A 25,495-nucleotide genomic window follows, 5' to 3' on the forward strand; every position below is an offset into this window, starting at 1 on the left:
ACGTCGTCGGTTTCATTCGGCCGGCATTCCGGCTGTTGCGATACAGCATCTCGCGCTGAAATGCATATGCCGCAGCCATCCGGGCGCTCACGCCCCCTCCCGCAGGCAGCGCAGCGCAGCGCCGATGGGCACGGGCGGGCGGCCGGTGAGAATGCGCGCCTTGTCGGCGAGCGTCAGGCGCGCAGCATAGAAGCGGGCGATCAACGGCTCCGGCAATCCGTAGAAGCGCTGGAGAATCGCATAGCGCTGCGGCGGGGCGGCGGCGCGGAACAGCATGCGGTTGAGCAGGCGGAAAAAAGAGCGCCGCTCCCACGTGGCAAAGGCGTGCCGCTTCACAAGATCCGCCAGCACCGGCCCGGACAGGTCCGCTTGCGCCGCAACGAGGTCGGCCAATGCCATGGCGTCCGGCAGCGAATAGCCGGTGGTGGGGTGGAACAGCGCCGCCCGCAGGCCGGAGCGCACCACGCCCGCCGGTCCGCTCCGCCAGAAGGCCTCAAGATCGCCGCCGAGCGCGATGGGAAGGATACCCTCCTCCTCGCGCAAAATCTTCTCCACCCGCCAGCCCTGCGCCGCCGCATAGGCGAGGATGCGCGCGCGCAGCGCGCCCCCGTCGAGCGCCGGCCCGTCGGCATAATAGGTGTCCTCGATCAGCACCGTATCGGCAGTGAAGGGGAGCAGATAGACGAAGCGATAGCCGTCGAGCTGGGAGACGGTGGCATCCATGATGACGGGGCCCGTCAGCCCATGGGGCGCGGCGAGCCGCACTTCCAGACCGAGGAATTTCTGATAGCCGAGCGTCAAGTGCGCGCTCTCGCCCGGCCCACGCCCGTCCACGACCGCGCCGGCGGCGATGGTCTCGCCGCCGTCCAGCACCGCGCGATCGCCATGCAATTCGGCGACCGGCGTGTTCGTGCGCAGAGCCGGCCCGAGCCTCTCCCGCGCCACCTGCGCCAAGCGCTCGGAGGCGATGGACGCATAGCTGCCTTCAAGCACCCGGCGCCGTGCCGGAAAGCGCACGCTGTGCCCCTGCCAGCGCGCGGTGATCATGGAATCGAGAAAATCGAGCTGCGCCGGCGTCACGTCGGTCTGGTGGAACGACCAGGTGTGATTGCCGCCGATATGCGGCCCCGCCTCCAGGACGGCCAGCTCCAGATCCGGCCGGGCCTGCTTCAGCCGCAGGGCGAGAAGCACATTGGCGAGCCCGCCGCCCACCAGCACCATATCCATCGCCGGCCCATCTCCCGCGTCTCGCCTCGGCCCATGGCTCTCACGCCCGCGCGGCGGATACAAGCCCAAGCGGGTGGAAGCCGAGGGTGGGCCGGGCGCAGGCCGATTGACCCCGGTCATTCCGGAACCCAATGGCCCGCCATAGATTGGTTTTCGGGCGGCGGGCAGGAGAATGGCGATGGTTCAGGTTGTTGGCATCGATCATCTGGTGGTGCGCGTCAGCGATTACGAGACATCCAAGGCCTTCTACGGCGGCCTGTTCGCGTTTCTCGGCTTCGAGGTGCTGGGCGATTATGGCGACATGATCGGCTGGACCAACGGCAAGACCCGCTATTGGATCGGCCCTTGCGACGAAGAAGGGCGCAAGCACAAATATCGCATCGGCGACGTGGGCTTCCACCATTACGCCTTCGAATTGCGCAGCCGGCAGGATGTGGACGACCTGGAAGCCTTCCTGAAGCAGGAGAAGGTGGAAATCGTCGATCCCGCGGCGGAATATTACGAGGATTATTATGCGGTGTTCTTCCTCGACCCGGACGGCATGAAGCTGGAGGGCATGAAATACGGCGAGAAGACCGCCGCTAAAGCCAAGAAATCGAAAAAGAAAAGCGAGAAGGCGAAATAGCCTCTCCGCCATGGAGGTCCGGCCCGACGGAGGCGGAAGCCTCAGCCTGCCGGCGCCCAGATCCGGTAGAGCGCGCGCGCGAAGCTATCGAGCGCGAAGCCAAGAATGCCGATCAGCAGCACGGTCGCCATCAGTTCGGAATAGGCAAGCCGGTCGCGCGTATCGAGGATGAAATAGCCGAGCCCGGCGGACACGCCGAGCATTTCGCACGGCACGAGGACGATCCACAAGATGCCGATGGCGAGCCGCACGCCGGTCAGCACATGGCCGAGCACGCCCGGCACCACAACGCGCCACAGGGTCTCCAGCGGGGTCGCGGCAAGGCTGCGCGAAAGCTGGAGCCAGCGCGGATCGAGCGCCCGCACACCCGCGGCCGTGCTCAGCAGGATCGGCCACACGGCGGCGAAGGTGAGCAGGAAATAGATCGGCTTGTCGCCGACCCCGAACACCATCACCGCGATCGGCATCCACGACAGCGGCGAGATCATGCGCAGGAACTGGAACGCCGGGCTGGTCGCCGCCTCCACCACCTGGAAACTGCCCACCGCGAGCCCGAGCGGCACGCCGATCAGCAAGGCGAAGGCGAGGCCGACGAAGATCCGCTGCAAGCTCATCATCACATGCAGCGGCAGGTCGGAATGGGCCAGCAGGTCGAACAGCGCCGGCACCGCCGTAAGGGGCGAGAAGCGGGCGAGGAAAGACCCCTTCTGCGCCAGCACGTCGGTGCCGATCCACCACAGCACGAAGACCACTGCCAACCCGCCGAGGCCGAGCGACAGGCGCGCCGCGAACGAGCTGCCGCCCTTCGCCCGCACGGGCGCCGCCTGTGCCTTGGCGGGCTCGGGGAACGTGGCCGGGGAGGTGTCGTGATGACTCGTCATAAGGTGTTTCTGCTTCGGGAAGGTCTTTGACGTGGCATGTTCGTTCGGCGAGAAGATTGCTTTCCCCCTCCCCACCCCTCCCCCGCGAGCGGGAGAGGGAGCCTGTGGTGTCGGGGAGGATTCATTGTTTCCGCCTTTCCGGCAGCGTCCCCTCTCCCGCTCGCGGGGGAGGGTCAGGGAGGGGGCCGCCGCAGGCGGAACGCAGGGGCGGAGAACCCGCCCCTGCCCGCCTCACACGACGATCACTTCCTGGCGCTCGAAGCTGTCGGGCACGCCGAAGGCCTTCAGCCCGCCGGCGGCCAGCACCGCCTTCTTCACGAACCGGTCGTCCACCAGATCCTTGGCCGCAAAGGCCGGGTCCAGCGTGTCGAGGAACGCATGATCGCCCTCGATCAGCGTGCCCTTCAGGCGCCGCACCAGTTCTTCCGTGTAGCTGGCATAGGGATAGGGCTGGAAATCGATGCGATTCTCCCGCCAGTCGGGGTGGCGGATGGCGCCGGAGGCCACATAGGCCGCTTCGTCGCCGGGCGCGGGCGCGAGCACCTTGTTCAGCACCGCCTGTGTGTGCGGGGTATATTTGTTCGGTCCGTCCTTGGAGAGCAGGAAGGCGGTTTCGGCGCGGTGCTCGCGGGTCCAGACCTGCGCCTTCACCATGGCGTTGACCACCTTCTGCGACCATTCGGGCCGCTCGTTCAGGTCGCGTTCGTGCATGAACACGACGCAGCAGGCGTGGTCTTTCCACACATCGCCGGTGAAGCGCAGCACCTTGCCGATGCCCTGCAACTCCGCCGCCGCATTGAACGGCTCGGCGACGATATAGCCGGCCACCTGCTTGGTGGCGAGCGCCGGCACCATGTCCGACGGGGCCATGATGACGAGGTTCACCTCATTGGCCTCGGGCGCGCCGGTGCGCTTGGTGACCGGAGTGAGGCCGTTTTCCTTCAGCAAGGCCTGGAGCACCACATTGTGGATCGAATACCAGAACGGGATCGCCACCGTCTTGCCGCCGAGATCCTTCACCGAATTGATCTCGGGCAGCACGGTGAGGCCGGAACCGGCCATGTGGTTCCAGGCCACCACCTTGGCCGGCGCCTTGGAGCCGAAGCGCGCCCACACGGTGATCGGCGAGAGCAGGTGAACCACATTCACCTGGCCGGAGATGAAGGCCTCCACGATCTGCGCCCAGGAGCGCAGCAACACCGGCTTTTCCGCCTTGATGCCTTCGGCGTCGAAATAGCCGTTCGCGTGCGCCACCAGCAGGGGGGTGGCATCGGTGATCGGCAGATAACCGATGCGCACCGGCGCGTCGACTTCCTGGGCGCGCGCCTGATAGGCGTTCAGCAGCGGCAGCGCGCCCGAGGCGGTGAGCAACGCCGAAAGCTTCATGATGTCGCGACGGGAGAAATAATCATGCGTGGGCATGGCTGACGTCCGAATTCTGGCGGCGAACCGCGTTGCGGAGGGTCGTGAGGATTTCGATGCGCAAGGTGCCGAGTTCTTCCACCGCATCGTCGCGGGGGAACGGCAGGGAGAGCGTCCATTGACCGATCTGCCGGGCCGGCGCGCCGCCGAGCAGAACGATGCGGTCGGACAGCAACAGGGCCTCGTCGATGTCATGGGTGATGAGCACGGCGGCGGTGCCGGTGTCCGCCACCACCTTCAAAAGCAGGGTCTGCATCTCGGCGCGGGTCACTTCGTCGAGCGCGCCGAACGGCTCGTCGAGCAGCAGCACCTTGGGCCTGCGGGCAAGGCAGCGGGCGAGGGCCGCGCGCTGCGCCATGCCGCCGGACAGCGCGGCGGGATGCTGGCGCCGGGCATGGGAAAGCCCCACCTCGGCGATGGCCTCGTCCACCCGCGCGCCCCGCTCGGCGCGGGATAATTGCGGCTGGTGCTTGAAGTCGAGCCCGAACGCGACGTTCTTCTCCAGCGTCAGCCAGGGCAGCAAGCTCGGGTCCTGGAACGCCACGGCGACCCGGGGATGCACACCGCGGAGCGGCGCCCCGTCCATCAGCACGGTGCCGGAGGTCGGTGCCTGGAGCCCGCCGAGCACGCGCAGCAGGCTGGATTTGCCGACCCCGCTCGGGCCGAGGATCGTCACCACCTCGCCCGGCGCAAGCGCGAGATCGAAGCTCGACAGCACGTTCTGCGCGGCGCCGGGATAGCGCAGGACAATGCCGCGGGCCTGGAGAACGGGCGCGAGCGTGCTCATGCCGCCTGCCCGCTCCCCGCCGGCGCCGTCGCAGCATGGTCGGCGAGCGCCGCCTTGAGCTGCACCAGGCTCGGGGTGATGACCGGCAGGAAGGCGGCCTCGCGCCAGCGGCGGGCGAAGTCGCGTCCCGGTCCGGAGAGATAGGCACGGCCGCCGCTGGCCTGCAATTCCAGCCCCACCGCGGCATTGGCCAGTTCGGCAAGGGCGATGCGGATCTTGAACAATGGCGCGGCCTTCTCCGCGAAGGCGCCGCTCGCGAGCCCCTCGAACAGGGCGTTCTCCTGCGCATCGACGGCGGCGGAGAGTTCGGCGATCGATCCGCTCAGCACATGGCGGCCGGCATCGGCGATATGGTCGCCGGTCTCCTTCAGCGACCGGCGCGCGAGGCCGATCGACATGCCGATCTGAAGCCCCAGAAAGGCCGGGCGCACCCTTGGAAGCCAGCCACGGGCATCGGGATGAATAATGTCGGCATCGGTGATGGCGACATTCGCCAGCGTCACGGCGGCGGTGTTGGTGCCGAGCAGCGCGATCAGATCCAGGTCGGCGGAGCGCTCCAGCCCTGCGGCATGCGAGGCGAGGCTGGCAACGAACGGTGCGCCTCCCGCTTCGGAGGCGACGGCGACGGCCACATGGAAGCCCTCCGGCCGCAGGTTCGTGACCCAGGGCAGCTTGCCGTCAAGTGAAACGCCCGCATCCGTCTTGCACGCGCTCACCTGGAGTCCCTCCAGGCCGGCGAGAAACTTCATGGCGTTGGAAAGCCCGGTGGCGCCCGCCACCTCGCCCGCCAGCAGCGGCCCGATCAGCCGTTCGCGCAGGGCCCCATTGGGGCTCTGAAGCAGATATTCGATATAGGTGCGATGGCCCCAGAGCACGAAGCCGGCGGCAAGCGAAGAAGCGGACACCTCGGCGATGGCGCGCACGCCGTCCGCCACGGAACCGCCGCCGCCGCCCAGGGCCTGCGGAACCCCGGCGCCAGCGACGCCCGAGGCGGCGAGCGCGGGAAGCAGTTGCGCCTTGTCGGCGCGTCCCGTGTCCAGGTCCTCGGCGGCGGTGTCCAGCCAAGCGAAGAAAGAGGATGCGCGCGTGCCTGCACCGTGTGACATGGCAGAAGTCTTTCCGCTTCGTTCAACCTGTCCGCGTCCCATCATGCCGAAGCTGGGGCGGCCCGCGAATACCCCATCTCACCATAGGGGATGGAGGGTGCGGAGCGACAGGGATATGACGGAAGCCGATATCACGCAAGATGACCGGATTGAGGCGTATTTGACATCAAATATCTGTTTTTAACAGAGCGTTAAGTTTTCCGCCGAAGCCATTGAAAGGCCGGATCAAAATGAAAAAGCCCGCCCTTCACGGGCGGGCCTCACATGGCGATCAATTCAGGTCAGCGCGAGCCGCCCTTGTGTCCAGCCTCGGACGCGCGCTTGGGATCGTCGGCGAAATTGCCGCTGCGGTGATGATCGCCCTGCTGGCGACCGTCCGAACCGCCGCCGGACTGGCTCTGCTGGCGGTGCTCACCGCCCTTCTGCCCGGCTTCTGCGGCACGCTGCGGATTGTTGGCGAAGTTGCCAGGGCTGTTCTGCCCGCCCTTCTTGCCTGCTTCCGAAGCCTTCTGAGGATCATTGGCGAAGTTTCCCGAACCGCCACGCATATCGTTGGCCATGGTTCTCTCCTGTTGCTATGCCAATTCTCAGCCCCGTAATTCAACGCCCTGCCTGGACTCCTGTTCCGGCAAAAATCACCCGGGCGGTGGTCCGCCGTGTGCGTTTCCGCGACGCGCCAGCCGCGCTTCAGGCCGAAAGTCCGATGGTCGCGGGCTGGCGATAGGCCATCACCGCCGGCACCACGGCGGCGAGGGCCGCGACCAGGAGCAACAGGGCGAGGAACGCCAGATCATCGGCGGCAAACTCAACCGGCAGAACGATTCCGCTCTGGCGCGTGAGCTGCGCCGCCACCAGCCGGGCGGCAAGGAAGCCGAGCCCCGCGCCAAGGATCGCCCCCGCGGCCACCAGGGACATGACTTCGCTCCAGACCAGGGTGAAGATGGCCCGCCGGGGCGCGCCGAGGGCCCGCAACGCGGCGATCTGTGCGCGCCGCTGGGCGAGGTGAACCGCGCTCACCAGCATCACCGCGACGATCACCAGCGCCTGTGCCCCGAGCGCGATGCCGCCCAGCAGAAGCCGCGCATCCCCGAGGGTTCCGTAAAGCCGCACCAGCACTTCGGCGGGGAACACGGCGAGCGTCGGCGGCTTGCGATATTGCGCGCGCAGACGATAGGCATCGGCGATCGTCCGCGCCTTCACGATCACGGCCGGCACCCCCGGTGTCGCCTGCGGCCAGGGTGAACCGAGATGGCCGGAAGCCTCGCCAGCGCCATGGGAATGCTCGGCTTCTCCTTCCACCCGGCGCGGCCAGGCATGATCGTCGCCCATCCCGTGCAGGCGCCAGACCGCCTCGACCGGCACGAGAATCGCGCGATCCCACGGCGTGCCCGTCGGCGCCATGCGGCCCACGACGCGATAGGCGATCTGCGAATGGGTGTGCCCGCCCTCCCCCGGCAGGCCGTGCATCGGCTTCACGATGCCACCGAGGCCCAGCGGCACGCGCGCGCCCACAACTGCCTCGTCCAGCGCGCCGAACACCTGCCCCTCGCTCAGGGCGCCGCCGCCCGCCTCCAGCGCGAAGGCGGCGATGGTGCCGACGATCGGCAGGCCCTCGAAACTGTCGCCAAAGCCCACCGGCGCGGCATAAGCGACGCGCGGGTCCTCCGCGAGCGCCTTCAGCACGCTCCCGTCCATGAGCGGCAAGGGTGCCGCTTGCAGGAACACGGCGGAAAGAACGAGCTGCGTCTCGCTCCCGGCCGCCCCGACCACGATGTCGAACCGGTCGGCTGCACGCGCCGAGCCCAGGCGAAGCGCGCGCTCCTGCAATTGCACCGCAATGCCGAGGGCGGTGGCGAGCGCGATCAGCAGCACGATCGCGAGCGCGCCCAGCCACAAGCGGCGCAGATCCGCGAGGATGAAACCGAGCGGAATCATTCCGCCGCCTCCGCCGAACCATTCGCGGGCACGGGCACATCCGCGACGATGCGCCCATCCACCAAGGTGAGATGCCGCGACATCCGCGCCACCAGGCGGGCATCGTGCGTCACCACGATCAAGGTCGCGTGCTGCTCCTGTGCGAGCGCGCACAGCAGGCGCGCCACCGCATCGCCCGCTTCGGCATCGAGGCTCGCCGTGGGTTCGTCCGCCACCAGCACGTCGGGGGCCATCAGCACCGCGCGCGCCACCGCGACCCGCTGCATTTCCCCGCGCGAGAGGGTTTCGACCTTCTGCCGGGGCCGGCGCACGCCGACCCGTTCCAGCAAGCCGAGCGCGCGCGCCTTCAGCGCCGGGTCGAGCCGCAGGCTCCAGAACCGGGCGGGAAGAAGCACGTTCTCCAGAGCGCTGAGGCCGGGGAACAGATGGAAATTCTGCATGACGAGGCCCACATGGGCAGCACGGAAACGGTCTCTGCGGCCTTCGCCGAGGCTGGCGAGATCGGTCTCGCCCCATGCGACGCGGCCGCTGTCGGGACGGGTGAGCCCCACGATGAGATTGATCAATGTGGTCTTGCCCGCGCCCGACGGCCCGGTCACCGCCAGGCGGGTACCGGCGGCAACGTGCAAGGCCGGAATGTCCAGCGCGGGCGCCGCGAGGCCGGGAAAGGAGACGCGAACCGCGTCCAGGGAAAGGTCCGGCATGGTCACACCGGCTGGAAGCGGGCGTTGTTCAGGCGCAATTGGCTGACGAACCCGGTCTCGGGATCGATCCAGGAGCCGACGTCCAGCGTGCCGGACACCTCGATCGGCGCGTTATATTGAACGAAGGTCTGCCGGTCGCGCAGATAGACGACGACGATATCGTCCGGCCAGTCGGAGTCGGACGAACAGAAGGGACAGATGGACATGGGGATCTTGGTGAGGACGAAGAATTTCGCCTCGGCCTTCAGCGGCGGCGCCATATAGCCCCGCATGGTCACCGCCTTGCCCTTGGCCTGCCTCACCTTTTCGGAGAATTCGAGCCCCAGCACCGTAATCTTGGCGTAAAGCTCGTCGAAATCCAGCACTTCGCCCGCGAGCGCCCGCGTGCCGGGAAAGGTCACGCAGGCAAGGGTCGCGCCCCCTGCGGCCGCGGCACCGGCAAGCAGCCGCAGCAGGCGGCGCCGTGCGGGCGAGGGAGGCGAAATGAACTGGGTCATGCCAATGCGTCCTGCAATGCCGAAGGCCGGGAGGGGCGATCCCTCCCGGCCCCGGCCTCGGCGGCGGTCGTGCCGCGCCGAGGGTCTGGGTTCCCCTACGGGCCTGCCCGCGTCTTATTTGGCGGCGTCGGCGCGCTGCTGGGCCTCGCCCAGGGCCATGGCCTCCGCGATCACACGGAAGATCTCGGTGTTCTCCATGTAGCCATGGATGTTTTCCGAGCCCGGCCCCTGGGCCTGGAGCACAACATCGTCCACGGCATGGACGGCGGTGTCCTCGCTCTTGGGAATATTGCCGATGCGCAGCACGGCGCCGGGCACGTTCTTATAGGCCTCGTTGGCCACATACTCGCCCTTCTCGTTCTTCACCGCCGGCACGTTCTGGCCGTCGAGCTTGGGACGGAAGGTCTCGTAATAATCCGGGAAATTATTGGCGAAGATGGCGAGGCGGCGGGAGACATCGACCCGGTCCGGATAGCCGTCCCCGTCCTTGTCCTCATAATTGGGGAAGCCGGCGTCCTGATAGGTGCCGACCTTTTCGCGCATTTCGGTCCCGGGCTTGTTGTCGTCGATGGTGCCGATCAGCGAGGCGCCGTGGGTGTGGTCGGCGGTCACGATGATGAGCGTGTCGGGATGGGTCTTGGCGAAGTCGCGCGCGATTCCGACCGCCTTGTCGAAGGTGATGGTCTCGAACACCGCGCGCTCCCAGTCCAGCGGATGCTCGTTCTTGTCGATCTCGGCGCCTTCCACCATCAGGAAGAAGCCGTCCGGATTCTTGGAGAGCACGTCCAGCGCGGCGACCATCATGTCCGGCACGTCGGGCTGGTTGGGGAATTTGTCGACCGTGCCCTTCTTGAGGAACTTCTGGTCCAGCGTGCCGTCCATGTTGCCGGTATGGAACAGGCCGAGCAGCTTGCCGGAATTGTTGCCCTGGGCGGCCGCGGCCAGTTCCTCCTTGGTGGAGGCGAAGCCGTAGCCGGCATCGCGGAACTTGGCGATATAGTCGATGTCGTCCTTGCGCTTGGAGCCGGGCGTGGTCTTCGGCAGGAAATAGGCCGAGCCGCCGCCGAGGATGACGTCGGGCTTCACGTCGAAGAACATGCCGACGATCTCCGCCTTGTCGGCGCGGCGACGGGTGTGGGACACCACGGCGGCCGGAGTGGCATCCTCGATCTCGGCATTGGACACGACGCCGATCGCCTTGCCCGGCGCCTTGCGGCGGATCGCCTCGGCGATGGTTTCCTGGTGCGGCTGGTCCAGCGAACCCTTGGCGCGGCTGGCATAGACGCCGAGCGCGTTCACGGCGCTCTTCTGGCCGGTCATGAAGGCGGACATGGTGTTGGCGCTGTCGGCGGCGATCGAGTCGGTCGAGGAGGTGCCGATGAAGGCCATCGCCGGCAGATGGTCCATGTTCAGCTTGCCGTTGGCCTTGCCCTGGGTATTGCCCAGCGACATGATCCGCGCGGCGGTGCGCATGGAAACGGCCATGCCGTCGCCCAGCAGGAAGATGACGTTCTTCGCCTTGGCGGTGGCGGGGGTGCCGAACACCTCCCAGGTCACGCTCTCGCGGAAATCGCCCACCGCGGCTTCGATCTTGTAGGTTCCGGGGCTTTTCAGCGACACGCCCTTGATGACGACCGAGGACGCGCCGTCGCCATTTTCCTTCTCGATGAAGGTCGGCGCCTTGCCGAACACGCTCTTGTAGTCCTCGCCATTGACGAGGATTTTCACGTCTTCCAGCTTGGTCACCATGGGCAGTTCGACCTTAAAGTCGAACACGCTGCCGGAAAGCAGCGCCGCGCGATCGATGGGATAGATCTGCGCGTTGGTCTTGCTGACGTCCTTGTAACGGGTTTCGCCGCTCTGCGCCCAGGCGGCGGCGGGCAGCACGGCGACGCCCGGAGCGATCGCCAGCGCGAGAATCGCAAGCCAATTCGGTTTCATGTGATGGTCGCCCCCGCCAGGTGGATGCGCATAAGTGATACTTCGTATCACGCGCAGAATTCCGATGCCGCTTCCGGCGGGGGGATTATTGGCGCCTGCGCATGTCACGCAGATGAAGGTGACGCGAAGACTTGCGCGGCATGTCGCAGCACCGCCGAATTGGAAAATATACTGCCAGATCAGAGGCCCCCGCCGCCGGCCCGACTTCTGCGGAAAGCGGCGGGGCTGAGCGCCGTCCATTTGCGGAAGGCGCGGTGAAAGGCGCTCGGCTCGGCAAACCCCAGGGCTTCGGCGATCTCCGCCACCGGGCGGGTCCCTTCGGCGAGCAGGGCCATGGCGCTGTCGCGGCGGATCTCATCCTTGATGGCCTGATAGCTCTGTCCCTCCTCCCGCAGGCGCCGGCGCAGGGTGGAGGCGGGCAGCCGCATCTGCCGCGCCAGATCCTCGAAGCGCGGCCACTGGGCCGGCGCGAATGCGCGCAAGCGACGGCGCACTCCGGCCGCGAGCCCGGCATCATGGCGATAGCGCACCAGGATGTTGGCCGGCGCGCGCTGGAGAAATTCCTTCAGCGCCTTTTCCTCGCGGATCACCGGCAGGCGCAGGAATTCCGCGTCGAAGGCGAGCCGGCTGACACTCTGGCCGAAGGCGACCGGCGCGCCGAAGAACTGGCGGTATTCCGCGCCACGGTCCGGCTCGCCGCAGCGAAAATCCACCAGCCGCAGGGAAATCCGCCGCCCCACCAGCCAGCAGGCGATGCCGTGAAGAATGATCCAATAGGTGCGATAGGCGAAGGCGGAGCGCGCCGGCCCGCGCTCGTGCAGCACGATCTGCGCCTGTCCGTCCCGGATCGTCAATTCGCCCGCCGGCTCCTCCAGCATCACATTCAGGAAGCGCAGGGTGCGCCGCAGGGCCTGTTCCAGGCTGGCGGTATGCAGCACGCATTGGCACAGCAAGGTGAAGCTCCCCGGCCGCAGGGGGCGCAGGCCGAGGCCGAGGAATTCGTCGTCCAGGGCCAGCGCGATCTCGCGCCACAGCACGCCATATTGCTCGGCGGAGACCGGCTCGCGTACCGTGGCTGGAAGGTCGGCTGCGGCGAGCAAGGGCGCAACGGAAGCACCGCGCGCCCGCACGCAGACCAGCGCATCCTCCACAAAGCCCGGCGAAATCATGCGTCGGCCGGCGTCATTTTGCGAAACCGATCCCGGCACGGCCGCCCTCGTTGCAAAACCGATCATCATTTTATGCCGAGGCGGGCATGGATTGCCATATCATCCCGGCGTTAAGTCGCACCATCGAAACGCCGCGCAGCACGATCGTGCAGGACAATAAGGACGCGGTGCAGGGAGAACGCCACGGGTTCGCCCCCCTTTCCGAGCGCTCCGGCGCCGGGCGCGGGCGTGCCGGCTCGCCCTGTGCCGTCACCCGAGAGGCGCGCAGCCGGGCGGAAGCAGGACCATGCAGATCAAGGACAAAGTCTTTCTCATCACCGGCGCCGGCTCCGGTCTCGGCGCGGCCGTGGCGGGCCATCTGGTCGCCGGCGGGGCCAGGGTGGTGATCGCCGACATCAATGCGGAGGCCGGCGAGGCGGTGGCGCGGGAGCTGGGCGCAAGCGCCCGCTTCGCCCGCACCGACGTGACGCAAGAGGCCGACGCGCGGGCGGCGGTGGCCCTGGCGCTGGAAGCGTTCGGCCATCTCCACGGGCTCGTGAACTGCGCCGGCATCGCGCCGGGCGAGAAGGTGGTGGGGCGCGAGGGCCCGCACCGGCTGGACAGCTTCGCCCGCGCGGTGAACATCAACCTCATCGGCACCTTCAACATGATCCGCCTTGCGGCGGATGCGATTGCCAAGGAGGCGCCGCAGGCCGATGGCGAGCGCGGGGTGATCGTCAACACCGCCTCCATCGCCGCCTATGACGGGCAGATCGGACAAGCGGCCTACGCCGCCTCCAAGGCCGGGGTGATCGGCCTCACCTTGCCCATCGCCCGCGAACTGGCGCGGCTCGGCATCCGGGTCGTGACCATCGCGCCGGGCATTTTCGAGACCCCGATGATGGCGGGGATGTCGCAGGAGATCCAGGACGCGCTCGGCAAAAGCGTGCCCTTCCCCTCCCGCCTCGGGCGGCCGCCCGAATATGCGGCCCTGGTCCAGCACATTTGCGAAAACACCATGCTGAACGGCGAAGTCATTCGCCTGGACGGCGCCTTGCGGATGCCGCCGCGCTGAGGGAGCACGACACCATGAGCACCCACGACCCCATCGTCATCGTTTCCGCCGCTCGCACGCCCATGGGCGGTTTCCAGGGCGATCTCAAGGACATGACCGCGCCGCAGCTGGGCGCGGCCGCCATCGGCGCGGCGCTGGAGCGCGCCGGCCTTGCACCCGAGGCGGTGCAGGAAGTGGTGTTCGGCTGCGTCCTTCCCGCCGGCCTCGGCCAGGCGCCGGCGCGCCAGGCCGCCATCGGCGCCGGCCTGCCGCTCTCCGCCGGGGCGACCACCGTGAACAAGATGTGCGGCTCCGGCATGAAGGCGGCCATGTTCGCCCATGATCTGCTCCACGCGGGCAGCGCCGACGTGGCGGTGGCGGGCGGCATGGAGAGCATGACCAACGCCCCCTATCTGCTGGATCGCGCCCGGTCCGGCTATCGCATGGGCCATGGCAAGGTGCTGGACCACATGTTCCTCGACGGGCTGGAGGACGCCTATGACAAGGGCCGCCTCATGGGCACCTTCGCCGAGGATTGCGCGGAGGCGTTCCAGTTCACCCGCAAGGCGCAGGATGATTTCGCCATCGCCTCCCTGGAGCGCGCCCAGAAGGCGATCGCGAACGGCAGCTTCACCGGGGAGATCGTTCCGGTCACCGTCAAGTCCGGCAAGGCCGAGCGGGTGGTGAGCGAGGACGAGCAGCCCCCCAAGGCCAAGATGGAGAAGATCCCGACCCTGAAGCCTGCGTTCCGCGAGGGCGGCACGGTGACGGCGGCGAATTCCTCCTCCATCTCGGACGGGGCCGCGGCCCTGGTCATGATGCGCCTGTCGCAGGCGGAGAAGCGCGGCCTCACCCCGCGCGCCGCCATTCGCGGCCATGCCACCCATGCCCAGGCGCCGAACCTGTTCCCCACCGCTCCCATCGGCGCCATCCGGTCCCTGAGCGCGCGCACCGGCTGGGACCTGGAGGATGTGGACCTGTTCGAGGTGAACGAGGCGTTCGCGGTGGTGGCCATGGCGGCCATGCACGACCTTGCCCTGCCCCATGAGAAGGTGAACGTCCACGGCGGCGCCTGCGCGCTCGGCCATCCCATCGGCGCCTCGGGCGCGCGGGTGCTGGTGACCTTGCTGGCGGCGCTGGAGAAATACGATCTCAAGCGCGGCATCGCCTCGCTGTGCATCGGCGGCGGGGAAGCGACCGCCATGGCGGTGGAGCGCCTGTCCTGAACCGCGGCGGGGTGGGCCGTGCGGCTTGTGTGCGCACGGTTTTTCGCCCTGCGGATTGCGCGGGCGCGCCGGGGTCCTTCCCCGGCGATGTCCCTGGAAGCGCCCGGCGCGGCGCAAAATGTTTCACGTGAAACAATAGCTTAGCGCAGACGAACATCGGTTTAATGAGGCATCTCCGCGCCTTTCCACGCCTCATCGGCGGATGAAGGCGCGATTTCCGCCGCATGTCCGCGTGCAATTTCGGCACGGGCCCGAAAGACACGACACCGGGGCCGGCGCCCCGGCTCTAGCCGCCGTATTTGAGGTTCAGCAGGCCGGCGCTGGTCTCGCTGCTGACCGATTGGCTGGCGCCGGAATCGAACAGCGCCAGAACCGGGTTCGAGGCCGTGTTGTTCGTCACGTCCCACATCACGGAGAAGCGCTGGAGCAGCTTGTCCACCTTCGCCGGGTCCTTCAGATCGGCGACGTTGAGGCGCGACTTGACCATGGTGGCCTGCTGGGTGATGTCCGCGTTCGCCATGGCGTCGGGGAAGCCGAATACGGTCTTGCACACCTGCCACAGGGCGGTATCGCCGAGCAGCCCGTAGGCCGAGGTGATGGTCGGCGCCACGCGCTTGAAATAGAGCGCGAGCTGAACCCCCTGGTCGCTCTGCCCCGCCGTGTCCTCCAGGGATTGCTGGGTATATTTCGCCATCACCGTCTGCTGGAGCGCCTGGGTGGAGGTGGTGGCGGCGACCAAGGTCTTGAAGGCGAACATCTTGGCGAACTGGGTGAAGCGCTGATCGTTCAGCTTGTTGGCGAAGCTGTTCTTGTCGGAAAGGTCGCTGTCCAGCACCTTGCGCATGAAGCCCTTGGCATAGGTCATGTCGGAGAGGCCATAGGCGGTCATGGCATAATTGAACAGGCGATAATTGTTGATCAGGTCGTCGGCGGTCTTCACCTTGGCGATATTGGCCTGGAAATAAGCGGTCTCGCGCGCCACCTGCGGGTCCTTCGCCTGCGCCTTGAGGGTCGCGCTCATGTCCTTCGCCAGATAGCGATAGGTCGCGAAGGTGGAACCGAGGTCGATGGTCATGGCAATGTCCTGACGGGCGGCGGGGGCCGACGCGGCGCGGGCGGGGCGACTATTTCCCGCCGGTGGAATGGGTGGCCGTGCCGACCTCGGACAGATCCGCCTTCATCACCGGCCGGTAGGGATTGGTATCCACGGGCGCAGGGGCGGCGGGGGCCGGAACGCTCGGGGCGCTGGCGGCGGTGCGCATCTCCTCGGCCATTCGCGCGAGGATGCGCTGGGCATCGGGAATATTGCCCGCGATCACCGAAGCCTCGACGGCCTGAAGCGCGACGCGCCGCACCTTGGCGACATCCTGGACCGCGTGTTCGGATCCCAAGCTGGAAATCGTGGTCATGGCATCACCTCGCCGCTGCCTCCCGGTCCGCGCCACGCCTTCGATCGGGGCCACGCCGGTTTTGGAACGGTAAGCCGAGCCTTGCGCATGAAGCTTGCGCGGGGCTTGCGCCGCCCCGTGCGCGCGGGCGAACCGCTACATCTCGCCCGCCTCGAACGCCGCCATGAAGGCGGCGACCCGCCGGTCCACCCGGATGTCCGAGGGGCGGATCTCGCGCACCAGCGACATGCCTTCCAGTGAGCGGGCGCGCGAGAGCGCCACATAGGCCTGGCCGGCGGCGAACGCGCCATTGTCGAAATCGATGCGCACGTCTTCCAGGGTCAGGCCCTGCGCCTTGTGCATGGTCATGGCCCAGGCGGGCACCAGCGGAAGCTGGGTATAGGCGCCGACCACCTGCACGTCGATGCGGCCGGAGGGCTCGTCCCAGCCGTAGCGGATGCGCTCCCAGGTGAAGCTCTCGATCTCCACCGTGGGCCCGCTGTCGAGCCGCACCATGGCGCTGTGCGCGCCGATGCCGACCACCGTGCCGACCGAGCCGTTCACCCAGCGCCGGGCGGGATCATTGCGCAGCGTCATGACCCGCGCGCCGGGCTTGAGCACGAGGCGTTCCGGCACCGGCAGGCGGTCGCCCTCCAGGCCGAATTCGCCCTTCAGCACGCCGGCGAACTCGCGCGCCTCCCCCGCTAGATTGGCGAGGCCGCGCTGGTTATAGGCATCCGCCCGCGCATTGGTGGGGGTGAGAAGCACCGGCTGCGCGCCCGGCCGGTGCGGCCGCACGCAGGCGGCGTTGATCGCCTCCAGCGTCTCGCGCATGCGCTCGCCCCGGCGCAGGTTCGCCAGATGGGAGATGAACGCCCGGTCGCTCTGGCGATGCACTGTGAGGAACGGCGCGCGGGCCAGCTCCTGCTCCGCCAGCGCCTTGGCGTGGAAGGCGAACGGGCCCTCGTAGCCCATGCGGGAGAGCATGTCCTGCTCGGCCAGCGGCACCACCGGGGGTAATTGCAGGAAATCGCCCACCAGCACCATCTGAACGCCGCCGAACGGCTCGGAATTGTCGCGCGAGATGCGCAGCGCCCGGTCCACCGTGTCCAGCAGGTCGGCGCGCACCATGGAGATTTCGTCGATGATGACGCGGTCCAGCTTCTTCAGCAGGCGGCGCACCTGCACGCGCGGCTTCACCTCGTCGGGATTGAGGATGCGCGGGGGGATGCCGAAGAAGGAATGGATGGTCTGCCCGCCCAATTGCAGGGCGGCGACCCCGGTGGGGGCCAGGAACACCTGGCGCCCCCGGGGCATCTTGCGCAATTCGTGCAGGAAGGTGGTCTTGCCCGTGCCGGCGCCGCCGAGCACCAGCAAGGTGCGCGCCCCGCCGTCGATCTGGCGCAGCGCGCGGGTGGCGCCGTCTTCCTGCGCGACGAGTTCGCTCACTTCAGCAGGCCGCCCTCTTGCGCCAGCGCGATCAGATCCTTCTGCGGCCGGGCGCCGAGATGGGAGATGACCTCGCTCGCCGCCAGCGCGCCGAGGCGCAGCGCGGTTGCCGGATCGCGCCCGGTGGCATGGCCGAACAGGAAACCGGCCGCGAACAGGTCCCCCGCGCCGGTGGTGTCCACCACCTCGGCCACCGGATGGGCGGGCACCGTGACGGTGGCGTCGGCGGTGAGGAACACCGCGCCCTTCTCGCTGCGCGTCACCACCGCCTGGCGCGCGTCGCGGCGCAATTGCACCAGCGCCGCATCCACCTCGGCGGTCTCATAAAGCGACTTCACCTCGGCCTCGTTGCAGAATACGAGGTCCACCACGCCGGTGCGCAGCAGATCGAGGAATTCGGCGCGATAGCGATCGACGCAGAACGCATCCGACAGGCTGAGCGCCACCTGGCGGCCGGCGCCATGGGCGATCTCGGCGGCCTTCAGGAACGCCTGCTTCGCCGCCGGCGGGTCCCACAGATAGCCTTCCAGATAGGTGATGCCGGCGCTCGCCACCACGGCTTCGTCGATCTGCGCGGAGGTGAGGTTCTGCGCCGCGCCGAGATAGGTGTTCATGGTGCGCTCGCCGTCCGGCGTCACCAGGATCAGGCAGCGCGCGGTGGCCGGGCCCTCGTCGGCGGCGGGGGTGGCATAGGCGACGCCGGCGGCGCGGATGTCGTGGGCGAACACGGTGCCGAGCCCGTCCTGGCGCACCAGCCCGACGAAGCCGGCGCGCGCGCCGAACGAGGCGACGCCCGCCGCCGTATTGGCCGCCGAGCCGCCGGACACCTCGACGCCCGGCCCCATCGCGCCGTAGAGCGATTCGGCGCGCGCCTCGTCGATCAGCGTCATGGAGCCCTTGGGCATCGCCTGGGCCAGGAGGAAATCCTCCTCGGCGCGGGCGATGACGTCGACGATCGCATTGCCGATGGTGAGCACATCGAGGGTCGGTGCAGGCACGGGCGGGACACTCCAGGAGAAGACACGGGTCCCAGCGGTAGCACCCGCGCCCCGGATCGGGCAATCGCAAGTCGCGGGTTTGGCGGGCGCGGCCCGGTTTCCGGCGGTTGAGGCGGGGATTGTCACCTGCGCTCACAAAAATTGACCCGCGGTAAAGCCCGGCCATGCTACATGGCCGCAATTGCTGCGCGAATTGGTTTGGTGCCTGGCTTGGAACGGACGAAGCGCGGACCCCCGCCGTTTCTCCTTCGCTCCCGGGCGGCACACCGTCACAGATCCAGGGGTGCGGGGGTCCGATAGATGGCACGCAAGTATTTCGGCACGGACGGGGTGCGCGGTCGCGCCAATGCCAATCTGACGGCGGATCTCGCCCTCAGGGTCGGCATGGCGGCGGGGCTGACCTTCCGCCGCGGCGAGCATCGCCACCGGGTGGTGATCGGCAAGGACACGCGCCTGTCCGGCTATATGATCGAGAACGCGCTGGTGGCGGGCTTCACCTCGGTCGGCCTCGACGTGCTGCTGCTGGGTCCCATGCCGACCCCGGCGGTGGGCATGCTCACCCGCTCCATGCGCGCCGACCTCGGGGTGATGATCTCGGCCTCGCACAATCTGTTCGACGACAACGGCATCAAGCTGTTCGGCCCCGACGGCTTCAAGCTCTCCGACGCCATCGAGCTGGACATCGAGGAGCTGATCGACGGCGACATGTCGCGCAAGCTCGCCAAGCCCACCGAGATCGGCCGCGCCAAGCGGCTGGAGGGCGTGCATGCGCGCTATATCGAATATGCCAAGCGCACCCTGCCGCGCGGCCAGTCGTTCGAGGGCCTGCGGGTGGTGGTGGATTGCGCCCATGGCGCCGCCTATCGCGTGGCGCCCGAGGCGCTGTGGGAATTGGGCGCGGACGTGATCGCCATCGGCGCCGAGCCGGACGGCATGAACATCAACCGCGACGTGGGCTCCACCTCGCCCGCCGCCCTTTCCGCCAAGGTGCGCGAAGTGCGCGCCGACATCGGCATCGCCCTCGACGGCGATGCGGATCGCGTGCTGATGGTGGACGAGAAGGGCCATGTCATCGACGGCGACCAGATCATGGCCGTGGTGGCCGAGAGCTTCAAGGCCGACGGCCGCCTCTCGCGCAACGGCATCGTGGCGACGGTGATGTCCAATCTCGGGCTTGAGCGGCATCTGGCGGATATCGGCCTCAGCCTCGCCCGGACCTCCGTGGGCGACCGCTACGTGCTCGAACGCATGCTGTCGGACGGCTATAACGTCGGCGGAGAGCAGTCCGGCCATATCATCCTGTCGGATTATTCCACCACCGGCGACGGGCTGGTGGCGGCGCTCCAGGTGCTGGCGGTGGTCGCCGGCAAGGAACGGCCGGCCTCGGAGATCTGCCACCGCTTCGAGCCGCTGCCGCAGATTCTCAAGAATGTGCGCTACCAGTCCGGCGCGCCGCTGGAGAATGAGAAGGTCCAGGTCGCCATCGCCGATGCCGAGCGGCGCCTCGCCAATCACGGCCGGCTGCTGATTCGCCCCTCGGGCACCGAGCCGGTGATCCGCGTCATGGGCGAAGGCGACGACCGGGACCTCGTGGAGACCGTGGTGGACGAGGTGATCGACGCCCTGAAGCGCGTCGCCGCCTGAGGCCGCGGCCGGCCCACCGCCGCGCGCGGCCGGCGCGGCCGGCGAGAAAAGCGATTTGTTAGGGTTAACGGGCATTTAAGCATCTGCTGGCAAGGTCTGACGGCGCGGGACGGAAACCTCCCGCCCCCGTTCGGATCCTCGCCATGATGCCCCTGCCCTCGCCCCGCCCCGCTTTTCTCGCCCTCGCGATGCTGCTCTTGGCCTCCGCGAGCCAGACCTCGGCGAGCCTGGCGGCCGATTTGCCGCCCGGCTTCCTCGGCAAGGCCGGCGACTTCACGCTGAACGCCCCCGAGGTGGAGGACGATGCGCCCTCCGGCTGGTACTTCCGCGCCGACACGGGCTATGCCTTCACCTCCGCCGCCACCCGAACAGGGGCCCTGGCATTTCCCGTGAGCAGCGAGGGCGATGCCTGGACCCTCGGCGGCGGCATCGGCTATCGCCTGCTGCCGTGGCTGCGCACCGATTTCACCATGGATTACCTGGCGCCGTTCAACGCCGCGGCCAGCGGCGGCGGGGTGCAGGTCTCCGCCACCACAGCGCTCGCCAGCGCCTATTGGGACATCGCCACCTGGAACGGGCTGACGCCATACGTGGGCGGCGGCCTCGGCTTCGGCATCGTGTCGCTGGAGCGCGACCCGTTCCTGGCCGTGGGCGGCATCCACACCCAGGACTGGCGGTTCACCTGGGAACTCGCGGCCGGGGTGAGCTGGGCCATCACGCCCGGCCTGAGCCTCGATCTCGGCTATCGCTACCTCGCCATCGACATGCCGGGCCTTTCCGCCCTGGCCAGCACGCCCGTGGTGCAGGAGATCGACGCCCACCAGTTCCGCATCGGCGTGCGCTACGCGCTGAAATGACGCCCGGGCCGGGTGCCGTCAGCGATTGCGGGCGCGGGCCGCCATCAGCTGCTTGATGCGCTCGATCACCGATTGCGGCTCGTAGGGGCGCGCCAGATGGGGCCCCTCGTCGCACAGCCCGGCCGCCTCGTTGGCGGCCTTGGCGGGGGTGCCGGCGAGGATGACGTCCACCCCCGGATGGTTTTGCCGCACGAAGGCCGCCAGGGCGAAGCCCACCAGCCGGCCCGGCGCCGCGACATCCGCCAGCATCACGTCGAACGGCTGATCGGCATTGGCCAGCAGATCCAGCGCCTCGTCCGCGCTCGCCGCCTCCGCCACCTGATAGCCGCAGGTGCGCAGATATTCGGCCAGCACGTGGCGCACCACGATATCCGCGTCCAGGACGAGGACACGCGGCCGTTCTTCCACCAGGGATCCTGCCTCGCTCATATGCTCTCCTATGACTGGGACTCCAGCATTGCCGCAATGCGCGCGACCGCGTCGCCGAGGACGTAGGGCTTGGAAATGAAGGCTGTGGTCTCGCCGTTCTCCAGCCGATCGAGATGGCCGGAGGTGACCAGCACCGGCAGGCCCGGCCGCTCGCGCCTCAGCCGGCGAGCGAAGGCCAGGCCGTCGAGCGCGCCCGGCATGCGGACATCCGTGAACACGAGGTCCACCGCGAGGCCCGAGGCGAGCGCGAGCATCGCCTCTTCGGCCGAAGCCGCCTCCACCACGCGAAAACGCTGATCGCGCAGGGCTTCCGCGATCACCAGCCGAACCAGTGGCTCGTCCTCGACGACCAGGATTGTGCGGGGCACGTCATCCAACTGCGGCAGATGCTCCATGATGGCGCTCAACGGCCGGTTCCCCCTGAGACCTGTGGGGAAGGAACGGGCGCTGCTCCAAATGGTTCCGCTTCAGGTGGAAAATTCCCGCCCGGCGTCCGGCCGCCTAATTGGCCGTATCCGAGGGGCCGGCATCGGCCGTTTCGCGGAACGCGCGCACCGCCGCCGCCCGGCGCACCCGCTCCGCCAGATCCGCCAGGAAGGCGCGGGCGATGGCGGCGTCGAACCCCTCGATGAAACTCATGGCCGAGATGTTTTCGAACGGCGGGGAAATCACCTCGGCGCGGTTGCCGTCCGCATCGAGGAAGGTGGCGCCGAACCACACGGTCGGCCCCTGCCCGCCGCCCTCTTCCTCGTGGGCGCCGAACACGCGGAACTTGTCCGCGCCGAGATCCTTCGCCGCGCGCTCCACCTGATCCCAGCTCATCACCCGATGCGCGGCCTCATCCTGCCCCTGGTCCGTCCGGTGATCGGTCATCGCGCCCTCCACCCCGCCGAGGGTCGGCGGCGGGGCGCAAATGTCAAGGGGGCGGCGCGGCGCGAAGGGCCGTCCGGCGGCCTCAGGGAAACTGGAACGCCCGTTCGAAGCCGAGGCCGACGGTGATCTGGTTGGTTCCGTCGAGGCGCCGGGTGATCGGGCTCGCCGCCGCCGAGCCGACCAGCCGATCGTAGCCGCCGAACAGGGTGGCGGTCCAATCGCGCGACACCTCGTAGCTGACCGAGGCCGCGAGCCCGGCCGATTTCGCGCCCGCGGCCGCCTCATAGACCGGCAGCGTGGGATTGAGCGCGGCGGTTGCCGCGCCGACGCCGAACTGGGTCTGCATGGCATTGGCATCCGCCAGCCAGCCACGCCACCAGCGGCACCGTGACATAGCTCAGCGCGGTCAGCGGAAACGCGCGGCTGAGGCTGCTCCCCTGGAGCACCATCATCCACAGCACATAAGTCGCGACATAGAGCGCGACCGCGATCCACGCCGCCGGCGCGGCGCAGGCCGCCGCAAGGAAGGCGCCCCCGAGGGGAATATCGCCGATCGCCTCGGCGCTCGCCTTGAAGGCGATCTGGGTCGCCGTGTCGGCGGCGAGAAAGGCCGCGAAGAGGAGCAAGGCGGAGGGGCCGAGGCGTGCCGGGCGCTTCATGGGACGCGCCGTCCCGTCTCGCGCCGCAGGTCCGGATCCCAGCGCGGGAACGACAGGAGCGGCGCCGCGAGGCGGATCGCCCGGTGGATCACGCGATTGCGGTGCTTCACCAGATGCACGCGCGGCTCCAAGGCGCTGCCGAACCGCAGCTTGGAGGCATAGGCGGTCTGTCCGGTCTGGAGAAAACGGCGGCCGATGCGCTGGCAGAAGCGCACGTTCGGGTCGCGCGTCGCGGTTCCGGTATCACAGTAAGAAGGCGAGAGCGGCTCTTGATGCGACGGTTCAGGGGGCGCCTTCAAGCGCCCCTCCCGCTGTGACAGTCCATCAGGATCAAGAACAGACTGTCCTCTTGGAACAGAGGTTCTTCATATGAATGGTTATCTAAATGCGCGCGTAGTCATACTGGCGCGCGCAGAGGAGCAATTCTAGAAAGTTGTGTGACTACAACCATGTGATGCGCGATGTCACGGAAGACACGATTATTGTCACGCTCGAAGCTTCTCATGTCACGAAATCAGGCGACCGTGTCACGCTTGAACCCGAAAACGTCACGCTCTGCTTCGGGCTTCTGGCTGGTGGGCACAAGACAGTGCTGGCCCGATTGTTGACGATCACCATTTCCTGGACACCGGAGGGGGCATCGACGGGATTGCTACCCTTGTCGTCATCATCCAGGCAGTTCGCGGCAATTGAAGGATTGTCGAGCTCTAGGACCTGCACAAGCCGGCGAGCGCGAACCAAGCCTGGCGCCGTGGCGGTCCGCGGCTATGGACTGGAAGGACGAAATGCGCGGGAAGGCCTGACGTATGCGCGGCGTGTGGCGGGGCCAGACCTATCAAATCAGGCAGGGCGCAAACTATCGGAATCAGGCATACGTCTTTAAATCCTTTGGGAGAGCAGGACCATGTCCGAGAGAGCAAGTGTCGACTTGCCGCGTCAATTTGCAGGAACCAATATCTCGCGCTGTTCCCTTCGTCACAAGCGGTCGCGCATCGCTCACAGGCTTCGCTACGGGACTGCGGCGTCATCCCTGCTCTGACGCGAACCTCTGGTCTCTCTATGATTCTTGCTATGGGAGACTTGGCGTGAGGTCCCGGCTTGAAGGGGCCCATTTCTACGGGGGTGGGCGGATTACAATGCGCTTACACGCCCGCCGACGGGCGACCCCGCCAGCGACCTATAGCGCCCATTCGCTTGATATCTAAGTAAAAATTTTGGCTGGGGGACTAGGATTCGAACCTAGATTGACGGAGTCAGAGTCCGCAGTTCTACCGTTGAACTATCCCCCAATCGCCGCGCCGGTGAAGGATCGACCAGCGGAGCAGGATCGACCAGCGGAGATTGCGCCGCAGAGACATCTGCGTTCGAGCGGGCGTGAGCCCGTCGGGCGAGGGCGCTCTATACGCAATTCGCCGGCTGGGGTCCAGAGGCTTGCCGGCGAAAATCACTTCTCCACAGGCTGGCATACATCATGCGCAATGGTGCCATGCACAAAACCGCATATTGCAATGCGATAACTTCCCCTATGTAAGGAGCGTTGATGGAGAACGATCATGACCACGATCACTGCCCACCCGTTTCGCGAGACCACCCTGTTCGGCCGTTTCACCGCCCAGGTCTCCGAATTCTTCGCGGCCGTGCGTGAGGCCCGCGTGATGGCGGATCGCTACGAGCGCCTGAGCCGCATGTCCGACAGCGAACTCGCCCACCAGGGCCTGACCCGCGAAACCATTCCCCAGGCGGTCGCCAACGGCTTCTGAGCCGTCGACGCCCGGCCGGCGTCCGGCGCCGGCGGGATCGGTTATTCCACGACGCCGCGCTGCGCCTTCTCCGGCAGCAGCACATGGGCGCGCAGCACATGGATGCGGCGCCGCCCGATGCGGGAGAACAAGCGCTTCTGCGGCGCCACGCCCGAGGGATGTCCCCCGAGCCGCTCATAATGCTTGCGCGAGATCAGCAGCCCCTGCCCGGCCTGCGGAAGGCCGAGCAGCGCCAGCCGCGCCGCCGCCACCGCCTCGCCGAACCGCGGCTTGAAGCCATAGCCATCGACCGAGAGGCGGAAGGTCGCCACCGTCCGGTCGCCCAGCCCGCGCCGCTCGACCGTTTCCAGGAAGGTCGCGACTTCGCGCGGCCAGCCTTCCTCCAGAATCGAATTGGGTTGCAGGAACAGCAGCCAGCGCCCGCGCGCCAGCGCCACGCCCTGCCGCAGCCGCATGCCCATGTCGTGCATGGAGGAAAACAGCGTGCAACCGGCAGCGTCCGCGATCGCCGCCGTATCGTCCGTTGAATCGGCGTCCGCGAGAATAACGTCGCGCAAGACACCGGCCGTCACGCCCTGAACCAGCGCCGCGAGCACAAGCACAAGCTGGCGTTCGGAATTCTTGGTGGGAATGATAACGGAAATCAATCTGGCGCGGCTCCCGTTCCCTCAACACAGCTATACCGTCGCCATTCAATCCAGTCGATGGCGCATCTTGCTTAAACTAAGTGCAGCAAACCTTGAAGGCACGGCCTTGCCCCGGCCTGTCCGCCGCGCCGAGGCCGGGAGTTCACCTCGCGCGCGCCTTGCTCTAGAACGGCGCAGGTCCATCGCTTCAGGCGGTGCGCGTGAAACTCGCCGGATCGCCCTGCGCGACCGGCCGCAA

At 67.7% G+C, this 25,495-nt stretch carries 28 protein-coding genes and 1 tRNA gene; 6 read left to right on the forward strand and 23 right to left on the reverse strand.

Features of this window, described 5'->3' with window-relative positions:
* Positions 1-87: 87 nt before the first annotated feature.
* Positions 88-1,227 (reverse strand): lycopene beta-cyclase CrtY, encoded by a 1,140-nt coding sequence (gene crtY, locus V5F84_RS17415; protein WP_394041378.1) that lies wholly within the window; start codon positions 1,225-1,227, stop codon positions 88-90.
* Positions 1,228-1,405: 178 nt separating this feature from the next.
* Here crtY and V5F84_RS17420 point away from each other — a divergent pair, with 178 nt between their 5' ends.
* Entirely contained in the window at positions 1,406-1,852 is a 447-nt protein-coding gene (locus tag V5F84_RS17420; RefSeq protein ID WP_394041379.1) for a VOC family protein, read from the forward strand.
* 41 nt (positions 1,853-1,893) lie between these two features.
* On the opposite strand, the gene V5F84_RS17425 is transcribed toward V5F84_RS17420, so the two are convergent.
* From V5F84_RS17425 to V5F84_RS17470, 10 genes are all read right to left on the reverse strand, one after another.
* Positions 1,894-2,733, reverse strand: a complete 840-nt coding sequence (locus V5F84_RS17425; protein ID WP_394041380.1) for an ABC transporter permease — start codon at positions 2,731-2,733, stop codon at positions 1,894-1,896.
* Between the two features lie 231 nt (positions 2,734-2,964).
* Positions 2,965-4,155 (reverse strand): ABC transporter substrate-binding protein, encoded by a 1,191-nt coding sequence (locus tag V5F84_RS17430; protein WP_394041381.1) that lies wholly within the window; start codon positions 4,153-4,155, stop codon positions 2,965-2,967.
* Complete coding sequence (locus V5F84_RS17435; protein ID WP_394041382.1) at positions 4,142-4,942, reverse strand: ABC transporter ATP-binding protein; 801 nt, start codon at positions 4,940-4,942, stop codon at positions 4,142-4,144. The genes V5F84_RS17430 and V5F84_RS17435 overlap by 14 nt, the downstream gene beginning before the upstream one ends.
* A complete protein-coding gene (locus tag V5F84_RS17440; protein WP_394041383.1) occupies positions 4,939-6,048 on the reverse strand; it encodes an acyl-CoA dehydrogenase family protein in 1,110 nt (369 codons plus the stop codon). Before V5F84_RS17440 ends, V5F84_RS17435 begins: the two co-directional genes overlap by 4 nt.
* A 281-nt stretch (positions 6,049-6,329) precedes the next feature.
* Complete coding sequence (locus tag V5F84_RS17445) at positions 6,330-6,608, reverse strand: con-10 family general stress protein (RefSeq protein WP_394041384.1); 279 nt, start codon at positions 6,606-6,608, stop codon at positions 6,330-6,332.
* Between the two features lie 127 nt (positions 6,609-6,735).
* The gene (locus V5F84_RS17450) at positions 6,736-7,983 is read right to left on the reverse strand and encodes an FtsX-like permease family protein (RefSeq protein ID WP_394041385.1); all 1,248 of its coding nucleotides are present in this window, start codon (positions 7,981-7,983) and stop codon (positions 6,736-6,738) included.
* Entirely contained in the window at positions 7,980-8,687 is a 708-nt protein-coding gene (locus V5F84_RS17455; RefSeq protein ID WP_394041386.1) for an ABC transporter ATP-binding protein, read from the reverse strand. The genes V5F84_RS17450 and V5F84_RS17455 overlap by 4 nt, the downstream gene beginning before the upstream one ends.
* A gap of 2 nt (positions 8,688-8,689) precedes the next feature.
* Positions 8,690-9,184, reverse strand: a complete 495-nt coding sequence (locus V5F84_RS17460; protein WP_394041387.1) for a hypothetical protein — start codon at positions 9,182-9,184, stop codon at positions 8,690-8,692.
* A gap of 114 nt (positions 9,185-9,298) precedes the next feature.
* Positions 9,299-11,125, reverse strand: a complete 1,827-nt coding sequence (locus tag V5F84_RS17465) for an alkaline phosphatase (protein WP_394041388.1) — start codon at positions 11,123-11,125, stop codon at positions 9,299-9,301.
* A 179-nt stretch (positions 11,126-11,304) separates the two neighbouring features.
* Entirely contained in the window at positions 11,305-12,360 is a 1,056-nt protein-coding gene (locus tag V5F84_RS17470; protein ID WP_394041389.1) for an AraC family transcriptional regulator, read from the reverse strand.
* 220 nt (positions 12,361-12,580) lie between these two features.
* Here V5F84_RS17470 and V5F84_RS17475 point away from each other — a divergent pair, with 220 nt between their 5' ends.
* Complete coding sequence (locus V5F84_RS17475) at positions 12,581-13,348, forward strand: 3-hydroxyacyl-CoA dehydrogenase (RefSeq protein WP_394041390.1); 768 nt, start codon at positions 12,581-12,583, stop codon at positions 13,346-13,348.
* 14 nt (positions 13,349-13,362) lie between these two features.
* Positions 13,363-14,553 (forward strand): acetyl-CoA C-acyltransferase, encoded by a 1,191-nt coding sequence (locus V5F84_RS17480; RefSeq protein WP_394041391.1) that lies wholly within the window; start codon positions 13,363-13,365, stop codon positions 14,551-14,553.
* A gap of 286 nt (positions 14,554-14,839) precedes the next feature.
* Here the strand turns inward: V5F84_RS17480 and V5F84_RS17485 are convergent, their stop codons facing one another.
* The 4 genes from V5F84_RS17485 to V5F84_RS17500 form a co-directional block, all read right to left on the reverse strand.
* Positions 14,840-15,628: a DUF1217 domain-containing protein gene (locus tag V5F84_RS17485; protein ID WP_394041392.1), complete on the reverse strand. Its 789-nt coding sequence runs from the start codon at positions 15,626-15,628 to the stop codon at positions 14,840-14,842.
* Positions 15,629-15,677: 49 nt separating this feature from the next.
* Complete coding sequence (locus V5F84_RS17490; protein WP_394041393.1) at positions 15,678-15,962, reverse strand: hypothetical protein; 285 nt, start codon at positions 15,960-15,962, stop codon at positions 15,678-15,680.
* Between the two features lie 135 nt (positions 15,963-16,097).
* Entirely contained in the window at positions 16,098-17,390 is a 1,293-nt protein-coding gene (locus tag V5F84_RS17495; RefSeq protein ID WP_394041394.1) for an ATP-dependent DNA helicase, read from the reverse strand.
* On the reverse strand, positions 17,387-18,388 hold the full coding sequence (locus tag V5F84_RS17500; RefSeq protein ID WP_394041395.1) for an adenosine kinase: 1,002 nt from the start codon (positions 18,386-18,388) through the stop codon (positions 17,387-17,389). The genes V5F84_RS17495 and V5F84_RS17500 overlap by 4 nt, the downstream gene beginning before the upstream one ends.
* A 300-nt stretch (positions 18,389-18,688) precedes the next feature.
* Between V5F84_RS17500 and glmM the strand changes: the two genes are divergently transcribed.
* Both glmM and V5F84_RS17510 read left to right on the forward strand, forming a co-directional pair.
* Positions 18,689-20,032: a phosphoglucosamine mutase gene (gene glmM / locus V5F84_RS17505; RefSeq protein ID WP_394041396.1), complete on the forward strand. Its 1,344-nt coding sequence runs from the start codon at positions 18,689-18,691 to the stop codon at positions 20,030-20,032.
* Between the two features lie 143 nt (positions 20,033-20,175).
* A complete protein-coding gene (locus tag V5F84_RS17510; RefSeq protein ID WP_394041397.1) occupies positions 20,176-20,889 on the forward strand; it encodes an outer membrane protein in 714 nt (237 codons plus the stop codon).
* Positions 20,890-20,907: 18 nt separating this feature from the next.
* Here the strand turns inward: V5F84_RS17510 and V5F84_RS17515 are convergent, their stop codons facing one another.
* From V5F84_RS17515 to V5F84_RS17545, 7 genes are all read right to left on the reverse strand, one after another.
* Positions 20,908-21,318: a response regulator gene (locus V5F84_RS17515; RefSeq protein WP_394041398.1), complete on the reverse strand. Its 411-nt coding sequence runs from the start codon at positions 21,316-21,318 to the stop codon at positions 20,908-20,910.
* Between the two features lie 8 nt (positions 21,319-21,326).
* Positions 21,327-21,725 (reverse strand): response regulator, encoded by a 399-nt coding sequence (locus V5F84_RS17520; RefSeq protein WP_394041399.1) that lies wholly within the window; start codon positions 21,723-21,725, stop codon positions 21,327-21,329.
* Between the two features lie 94 nt (positions 21,726-21,819).
* A complete protein-coding gene (locus tag V5F84_RS17525; RefSeq protein WP_394041400.1) occupies positions 21,820-22,191 on the reverse strand; it encodes a hypothetical protein in 372 nt (123 codons plus the stop codon).
* Positions 22,192-22,273: 82 nt separating this feature from the next.
* Positions 22,274-22,537 (reverse strand): MipA/OmpV family protein, encoded by a 264-nt coding sequence (locus V5F84_RS17530; protein ID WP_394041401.1) that lies wholly within the window; start codon positions 22,535-22,537, stop codon positions 22,274-22,276.
* Positions 22,473-22,850: a hypothetical protein gene (locus V5F84_RS17535; protein ID WP_394041402.1), complete on the reverse strand. Its 378-nt coding sequence runs from the start codon at positions 22,848-22,850 to the stop codon at positions 22,473-22,475. Before V5F84_RS17535 ends, V5F84_RS17530 begins: the two co-directional genes overlap by 65 nt.
* Complete coding sequence (locus V5F84_RS17540; protein ID WP_394041403.1) at positions 22,847-23,149, reverse strand: hypothetical protein; 303 nt, start codon at positions 23,147-23,149, stop codon at positions 22,847-22,849. The genes V5F84_RS17535 and V5F84_RS17540 overlap by 4 nt, the downstream gene beginning before the upstream one ends.
* Before the next feature lie 916 nt (positions 23,150-24,065).
* A tRNA-Gln gene (locus V5F84_RS17545) sits at positions 24,066-24,139 on the reverse strand.
* A 264-nt stretch (positions 24,140-24,403) separates the two neighbouring features.
* On the opposite strand from V5F84_RS17545, the gene V5F84_RS17550 reads away from it, so the two are divergent.
* The gene (locus tag V5F84_RS17550) at positions 24,404-24,610 is read left to right on the forward strand and encodes a DUF1127 domain-containing protein (protein WP_394041404.1); all 207 of its coding nucleotides are present in this window, start codon (positions 24,404-24,406) and stop codon (positions 24,608-24,610) included.
* Positions 24,611-24,651: 41 nt separating this feature from the next.
* Here V5F84_RS17550 and V5F84_RS17555 read toward each other — a convergent pair whose 3' ends face one another.
* On the reverse strand, positions 24,652-25,257 hold the full coding sequence (locus V5F84_RS17555) for a glycosyltransferase (RefSeq protein ID WP_394041405.1): 606 nt from the start codon (positions 25,255-25,257) through the stop codon (positions 24,652-24,654).
* Between the last annotated feature and the right edge of the window lie 238 nt (positions 25,258-25,495).

The sequence above is a fragment of the Roseixanthobacter liquoris genome (assembly GCF_043195135.2).
In the GTDB taxonomy this organism is placed as follows: Bacteria; Pseudomonadota; Alphaproteobacteria; order Rhizobiales; family Xanthobacteraceae; genus NCEH01.

Coding starts and splice junctions, on each gene's coding strand:
- crtY (WP_394041378.1), bottom strand. CDS start 1,227: ATGGATATGGTGCTGGTGGGCGGCGGGCTCGCCAATGTGCTTCTCGCC.
- V5F84_RS17420 (WP_394041379.1), top strand. CDS start 1,406: ATGGTTCAGGTTGTTGGCATCGATCATCTGGTGGTGCGCGTCAGCGAT.
- V5F84_RS17425 (WP_394041380.1), bottom strand. CDS start 2,733: ATGACGAGTCATCACGACACCTCCCCGGCCACGTTCCCCGAGCCCGCC.
- V5F84_RS17430 (WP_394041381.1), bottom strand. CDS start 4,155: ATGCCCACGCATGATTATTTCTCCCGTCGCGACATCATGAAGCTTTCG.
- V5F84_RS17435 (WP_394041382.1), bottom strand. CDS start 4,942: ATGAGCACGCTCGCGCCCGTTCTCCAGGCCCGCGGCATTGTCCTGCGC.
- V5F84_RS17440 (WP_394041383.1), bottom strand. CDS start 6,048: ATGTCACACGGTGCAGGCACGCGCGCATCCTCTTTCTTCGCTTGGCTG.
- V5F84_RS17445 (WP_394041384.1), bottom strand. CDS start 6,608: ATGGCCAACGATATGCGTGGCGGTTCGGGAAACTTCGCCAATGATCCT.
- V5F84_RS17450 (WP_394041385.1), bottom strand. CDS start 7,983: ATGATTCCGCTCGGTTTCATCCTCGCGGATCTGCGCCGCTTGTGGCTG.
- V5F84_RS17455 (WP_394041386.1), bottom strand. CDS start 8,687: ATGCCGGACCTTTCCCTGGACGCGGTTCGCGTCTCCTTTCCCGGCCTC.
- V5F84_RS17460 (WP_394041387.1), bottom strand. CDS start 9,184: ATGACCCAGTTCATTTCGCCTCCCTCGCCCGCACGGCGCCGCCTGCTG.
- V5F84_RS17465 (WP_394041388.1), bottom strand. CDS start 11,125: ATGAAACCGAATTGGCTTGCGATTCTCGCGCTGGCGATCGCTCCGGGC.
- V5F84_RS17470 (WP_394041389.1), bottom strand. CDS start 12,360: ATGATCGGTTTTGCAACGAGGGCGGCCGTGCCGGGATCGGTTTCGCAA.
- V5F84_RS17475 (WP_394041390.1), top strand. CDS start 12,581: ATGCAGATCAAGGACAAAGTCTTTCTCATCACCGGCGCCGGCTCCGGT.
- V5F84_RS17480 (WP_394041391.1), top strand. CDS start 13,363: ATGAGCACCCACGACCCCATCGTCATCGTTTCCGCCGCTCGCACGCCC.
- V5F84_RS17485 (WP_394041392.1), bottom strand. CDS start 15,628: ATGACCATCGACCTCGGTTCCACCTTCGCGACCTATCGCTATCTGGCG.
- V5F84_RS17490 (WP_394041393.1), bottom strand. CDS start 15,962: ATGACCACGATTTCCAGCTTGGGATCCGAACACGCGGTCCAGGATGTC.
- glmM (WP_394041396.1), top strand. CDS start 18,689: ATGGCACGCAAGTATTTCGGCACGGACGGGGTGCGCGGTCGCGCCAAT.
- V5F84_RS17510 (WP_394041397.1), top strand. CDS start 20,176: ATGATGCCCCTGCCCTCGCCCCGCCCCGCTTTTCTCGCCCTCGCGATG.
- V5F84_RS17515 (WP_394041398.1), bottom strand. CDS start 21,318: ATGAGCGAGGCAGGATCCCTGGTGGAAGAACGGCCGCGTGTCCTCGTC.
- V5F84_RS17525 (WP_394041400.1), bottom strand. CDS start 22,191: ATGACCGATCACCGGACGGACCAGGGGCAGGATGAGGCCGCGCATCGG.
- V5F84_RS17530 (WP_394041401.1), bottom strand. CDS start 22,537: ATGCAGACCCAGTTCGGCGTCGGCGCGGCAACCGCCGCGCTCAATCCC.
- V5F84_RS17535 (WP_394041402.1), bottom strand. CDS start 22,850: ATGAAGCGCCCGGCACGCCTCGGCCCCTCCGCCTTGCTCCTCTTCGCG.
- V5F84_RS17550 (WP_394041404.1), top strand. CDS start 24,404: ATGACCACGATCACTGCCCACCCGTTTCGCGAGACCACCCTGTTCGGC.